General features: G+C 57.2%; 2 protein-coding genes, 1 tRNA gene and 2 rRNA genes (1 of these 5 running past the window's edge). 2 read left to right on the top strand and 3 right to left on the bottom strand.

What is annotated here, in order from left to right; genetic code table 11:
- Window positions 1-39 precede the first annotated feature (39 nt).
- Entirely contained in the window at window positions 40-1,449 is a 1,410-nt protein-coding gene (locus FJW06_RS02490) for a toll/interleukin-1 receptor domain-containing protein (RefSeq protein WP_140747425.1), read from the top strand.
- Window positions 1,446-2,960, top strand: coding sequence for a hypothetical protein (locus tag FJW06_RS02495; protein WP_140747428.1), 1,515 nt, complete (start codon window positions 1,446-1,448; stop codon window positions 2,958-2,960). Before FJW06_RS02490 ends, FJW06_RS02495 begins: the two co-directional genes overlap by 4 nt.
- A gap of 251 nt (window positions 2,961-3,211) precedes the next feature.
- On the opposite strand, the gene FJW06_RS02500 is transcribed toward FJW06_RS02495, so the two are convergent.
- The 3 genes from FJW06_RS02500 to FJW06_RS02510 all read right to left on the bottom strand — a co-directional run.
- Window positions 3,212-3,288, bottom strand: a tRNA-Met gene (locus tag FJW06_RS02500).
- A gap of 240 nt (window positions 3,289-3,528) precedes the next feature.
- Window positions 3,529-3,643: ribosomal RNA gene (gene rrf, locus FJW06_RS02505) — 5S ribosomal RNA — on the bottom strand.
- Window positions 3,644-3,894: 251 nt separating this feature from the next.
- Window positions 3,895-6,000 (bottom strand): 23S ribosomal RNA (locus tag FJW06_RS02510); it runs 694 nt beyond the window's last position.

Here is a 6,000-nt window from a genome sequence, read left to right on the forward strand (position 1 = left end):
GCGGAGGTGAAGCGACTTGCTTCCTAAAAGGTGTCGCTGATGACTGATCCCGATCGAAACGTCATCTTCATCTCCCATGCCACTCCGCAGGACAACGAGTTCGTCAAGTGGTTGGGGGCCCGTCTTATCGGGCTTGGTTACAACGTTTGGGCCGATGTGTTCGAGTTAAAGGGAGGAACGCCTTTCTGGAACACGATTGAGGAAGCCATCACGACGCGGGCCATCAAGGTGATTTTTGTGGCCTCCACCGAAAGCGTCAAGCCGGATCGGAAGGGGGTGAGAGACGAACTGGCGGCATCTGACATCACAGGTCGCAAGCTAAAGGATCCCGCCTTCGTCATTCCGGTGCGCCTGGACAAGGTCGACTTTGGCAGCTTCCCCATCCAACTGCTTCAACTCAACGCTCTCGACTTCTCTTCTGGATGGGGCGGCACGCTTGTCACGCTGGTCGAGACGCTTGAGAAGGCGAACGTGCCTACCGACCCGACCAGAATCGATGAGCGAATGAGCTACTGGAGAGAACGCACCAGCAGGGATGCACCTCAGGTCGAGATCGCGCCCGAACTATTGCTCACCAACCTGTTGCCGATAGAGGCGCTGCCTACCCACATCAGCTTCTATGAATTCAACGGCCCAAACACCGAGATCAACGAGGCTTTAGAAAGCACGGGCATCCCGTACACCCGCCATGCCCGCCTAGTTATCTCGTTCGCAGCCATGGGGCAGATCCAGACTGGGTTGCCGCCGAAGTTCACACTTGCCCTCAAGAGACGCGTGGAGGTTCAGCGCTTCCTCAAGGGCCGCCAAGGCAACGAGACGGCGCCGGAGTGGTTCGACGCCCGGAACATGCTGACGTTCCTCCTTCGGCGGCACGTGGAACGCTTCTTGGTGTCAAGGGGTTTGAAGGCGCACGAAATCTCTCGGGGTTTGGCCTTCTACTTTCCGTTGGGCCTTATTCCGGATGGCAAGGTTCGGTACCGCACTCCCGATGGCAAGCAGACCTGGAAGCAGGTCGTTGGCAGGAGTGAGAGACGTCAGCTGAATTGGCATCTCTCAATGCTGGTGAACATTGACCTAGGGCCGCCAGGTTTCATCAGATTCAAACCGTACATCTGCTTTTCGGAAGGTGCGGAGAAGCTGATCGACGATCCCAAACGTGTTGCCGCTATCAGACGCCGCTTCTGCAAGAGTTGGTGGAACCGCCACTGGCGTCAGTTGCAGCAGGCGTTCATCGCCTTCCTGAGCGACGGGGAGGAGATAGACGTCCAATTGGACGGTACGGAGGCGCTCAAACTCAGCGGCAAGCTTCTGCAACTGCAAGGCACGCGCCGCTTGGTCGGTAATACGGAGTTCGACGACGTCCCGGACGAGCCCGATGAGCCGGATGACGATGAGGAGGATGAAACGGATTCAGCCCTGTTCGAACCGGACGAGGAGGACGCAGCTTGAAGCAATGGCGGGTTGTGCACATTGAAGAGCCTGAGCTCGAATTCGCCCACGGTCAGACAGCAGCGCACCCGAAAGATGGTCTGTTTCTGTATGGCCCACCATCGTCGAACTACAACCCTCGCAGGATGGAGGTGGGCGTTATCGCGACCGAAGAAGGCGCGAGGCTCTATTCGGCATGGGTCCGAAGCGTCAAGGGGGCAATAGCCCCACCGGAAACCGGCAAGGAAGCCAACAAGTACATGTGGCCTGGCTTCCAGGCGGCTTTCGGCGCCGAGTGGTCGGACGTTCCCTTCGGCTACTGCAAGGTGGATGCCGATGAAATCTCCAAGGCGATCCGTACGGGCACACGTCATGAGGGCATCTACAGCACGGTCGACATCTACGAACGGGCGCTCCGGAAGCACCTCCGGGAGGAAGAGGCTTCGCCCAAGGTGTGGTTCGCGATTATTCCCGAAGAGGTCTACACATACGGCCGACCTCAGTCGGTGGTACCCGGAGCCGAGCGCATCGAATCGCCTACAGGCATCAAAAAGGCCGCTGCCATCCGACTGATCAAGCAACCAACCATGTTCGACACGATCAACGAGGAGGCGCGACCGTTCGAGTTCGAAGCTAACTTTCACAACCAGTTCAAGGCCAGACTCCTGGACACCGGCAAGGTCATTCAGGTTGTGCGGGAAACAACTTTGTCGACCGAGCGGGATTCCAAACTGCGGCGGCGATCGCTCCAGGATCCTGCCTCGGTCGCCTGGAATTTGGGAGCCACTGCCTTCTACAAGTCCAGTGGCACGCCTTGGCGCTTGGCCCACGTCAGAGAGGGCGTCTGCTACGTGGGCTTGGTTTTCAAGAAGCTGGAGGCGGCCCGCGGGCGCGACAATGCCTGCTGCGGCGCACAGATGTTCCTCAATACCGGCGAAGGCGTCGTCTTCAGGGGTGCGGTCGGACCATGGTATTCGGACAGGGATGGCAGTTTCAAGCTCGACCGTGTCCAGGCTGCGCGACTAATGACGATGATCGTCGAAGGCTACAAGGATATCCACGGCAAGCCTCCGAAGGAGCTTTTCATCCACGGCAAGATCGAGTTCGGTGACGAGGAGTGGACTGGCTTCACCAGCACCGTGCCTCCCGAGACCAATCTCGTGGGCGTGCAGATCCGCCGCCAAAACGAGGTCAAACTGTTCCGCTTCGGGCAGAACCCCGTTCTTCGTGGCACGGCAATTATCGTGGACGAGCGCTTGGCTTACTTGTGGACGGCCGGCTACATCCCGAGGCTCGAGACCTACCCCGGCCGAGAGGTTCCGAACCCGCTCACGGTCAGGGTTCGCCGCGGCGACGCAACGATTGAAATAGTGCTGCAGGACCTGATGGCGTTGACTAAGCTCAACTACAACAGCGCGGGATTCTCGGACGGGTTACCCGTGACGTTGCGGTTTGCCGATCTTGTTGGCGAAATCCTGACGGCCGGACCTGATACAGGATCGGCTAGGCTGCCTTTCAGGCACTATATCTAGGCGTGAGTGGTAAGCCCACGGCTGTCTCTCAGCACGCAGGCGATGAGCAAGGGCCTGGAGCATGGGACAGTTTTAAAGGCGCGCGGCATCTTGGCTACTTGGCCACGCGCGTTAACCCGATTGAGCTCCGATTTCGCGCAGCTCCCTTGCGGCAGTGATGAACCGCCAGGCGCGCCGCGGCAATTGCTTGCCCCTTCTAAGGCAAAAACCGCCCCGGTTAGACCGGGACGGTTATAGATTTATGATAAAATTGGTTGCGGGGACAGGATTTGAACCTGTGACCTTCAGGTTATGAGCCTGACGAGCTACCGGGCTGCTCCACCCCGCGTCACCTTTGGCCGTAAGCGCAGCCTTACAAGCAGGATGGCCTACAGATGGGTAGATGGCTCGCTAAATGGAAGGGCCGCTTGCGCGGCCCGGGCTCCCGTTTGGCGGGCCTTTATGCATGTCGCCCAAAAGTGCCTGGCGGTTTTGGGACGACGACATGCACCACAACAATCGTGGAGAGAAGATTTAGCTCCACCCGGATCCTTCTGATCCGGATGTGAGGCGAACGTGCGCTTTGCAGACCTGGCAGCGACCTACTCTCCCGCGTCTTGAGACGAAGTACCATCAGCGCTGGAGCGTTTCACGGCCGAGTTCGGAATGGGATCGGGTGCAGCCGCTCCGCCATAACCACCAGGTCGGCAAAACGCACGTTCAAATCGAGAAGCTGTTCAAGCGCGATCCGAGGGATCGTCGCGTTTTGTGCCAGGCGACGTCTGCGTTTTGCCTACGGGCGAAGCCCGCAAGCGCGACTGCGCGTCGCCGGTCGTCCGGCGCCCTCGCTTAAGCTTTGGCCCCGAAGGGGCCGCTCATGCGTGAGCGCTGGTAGACCATCCGACTTATGGCGACAATCCTTCGGATTGCGCCCTGATGGATATAAGTAATGAGAACGATCAAGCCTATCGAACTATTAGTACCGGTAAGCTTCAAGCGTTGCCGCTCTTCCACACCCGGCCTATCAACGTGGTCGTCTTCCACGGTTCTCAGGGAATACTCGTTTCAAGGTGGGTTTCCCGCTTAGATGCCTTCAGCGGTTATCCCGTCCGGATATAGCTACCCTGCAATGCGGCTGGCGCCACAACAGGTCCACCAGAGATCCGTCCATCCCGGTCCTCTCGTACTAGGGACAGATCCTTTCAATATTCCTACACCCACGGCAGATAGGGACCGAACTGTCTCACGACGTTCTGAACCCAACTCACGTACCGCTTTAAATGGCGAACAGCCATACCCTTGGGACCTGCTCCAGCCCCAGGATGCGATGAGTCGACATCGAGGTGCCAAACAACCCCGTCGATATGGACTCTTGGGGGTCATCAGCCTGTTATCCCCGGCGTACCTTTTATCCGTTGAGCGATGGCCCTTCCACGCGGGACCACCGGATCACTATGACCGACTTTCGTCTCTGCTCGACTTGTCAGTCTCGCAGTCAGGCAGGCTTATGCCATTGCACTCAGCGAACGATTTCCGACCGTTCTGAGCCCACCATCGCGCGCCTCCGTTACTCTTTAGGAGGCGACCGCCCCAGTCAAACTACCCACCATACATTGTCCCGGACCCGGATAACGGGCCGCGGTTAGACATCCATAGTGATAAGGGTGGTATTTCAAGGGTGGCTCCACCTGAGCTGGCGCCCAGGCTTCAAAGCCTACCACCTATCCTACACATGCCACTACGAATGCCAATGTAAAGCTATAGTAAAGGTGCACGGGGTCTTTCCGTCTAACCGCAGGAACCCCGCATCTTCACGGGGAATTCAATTTCACTGAGTCTATGCTGGAGACAGCGGGGAAGTCGTTACGCCATTCGTGCAGGTCGGAACTTACCCGACAAGGAATTTCGCTACCTTAGGACCGTTATAGTTACGGCCGCCGTTTACTGGGGCTTCGATTCAGAGCTTGCACCCCTCCTCTTAACCTTCCAGCACCGGGCAGGCGTCAGACCCTATACGTCGCCTTGCGGCTTCGCAGAGCCCTGTGTTTTTGATAAACAGTCGCTACCCCCTGGTCTGTGCCACCCTCCCCTGCTTGCGCAGAAAAGGGTCACGCTTCTTCCGAAGTTACGCGTGCAATTTGCCGAGTTCCTTCAGCATAGTTCTCTCAAGCGCCTTGGTATACTCTACCTGACCACCAGTGTCGGTTTCGGGTACGGTCTATAAGGAGGAGCTATTTCCTGGAACCACTCCGCTGCCCGTTCAATCCGATAAGATTGGACAACTTGTGTGATCCGTCACTACCTCCAGGCCCACGAATATTAACGTGGTTCCCATCGACTACGCGTTTCCGCCTCGTCTTAGGGGCCGGCTAACCCTGCTCAGATTAACTTTAAGCAGGAACCCTTGGTCTTTCGGCGGGGGAGTCTCTCACTCCCCTTACGTTACTCATGTCAGCATTCGCACTTCTGATACCTCCACCGCCCCTCACGGGTACGGCTTCATCAGCTTACAGAACGCTCCGCTACCGCTCGTGATTGCTCACGAACCCTAAGCTTCGGTGTATGGCTTTAGCCCCGTTACATTTTCGGCGCAAAGACCCTTATTTAGACCAGTGAGCTGTTACGCTTTCTTTAAATGATGGCTGCTTCTAAGCCAACATCCTGGTTGTTTTGGGATCCTCACATCCTTTCCCACTTAGCCATAACTTGGGGACCTTAGCTGTAGGTCAGGGTTGTTTCCCTTTTCACGACGGACGTTAGCACCCGCCGTGTGTCTGCCGACTAGTACTCCCAGGTATTCGGAGTTTGGTTAGGTTTGGTAATCCGGTGAGGACCCCTAGCCCATCCAGTGCTCTACCCCCTGGGGTATTCGGTCGACGCTCTACCTAAATAGATTTCGCGGAGAACCAGCTATTTCCGAGTTTGATTGGCCTTTCACCCCTAGCCACAAGTCATCCCGAACTATTGCAACAGTTATGGGTTCGGCCCTCCAGTAAGTGTTACCTTACCTTCAGCCTGCTCATGGCTAGATCACTCGGTTTCGGGTCTAATGCGACGAACT

It is taken from the genome of Mesorhizobium sp. B4-1-3, from assembly GCF_006439355.1.
Taxonomy (GTDB): domain Bacteria; phylum Pseudomonadota; class Alphaproteobacteria; order Rhizobiales; family Rhizobiaceae; genus Mesorhizobium.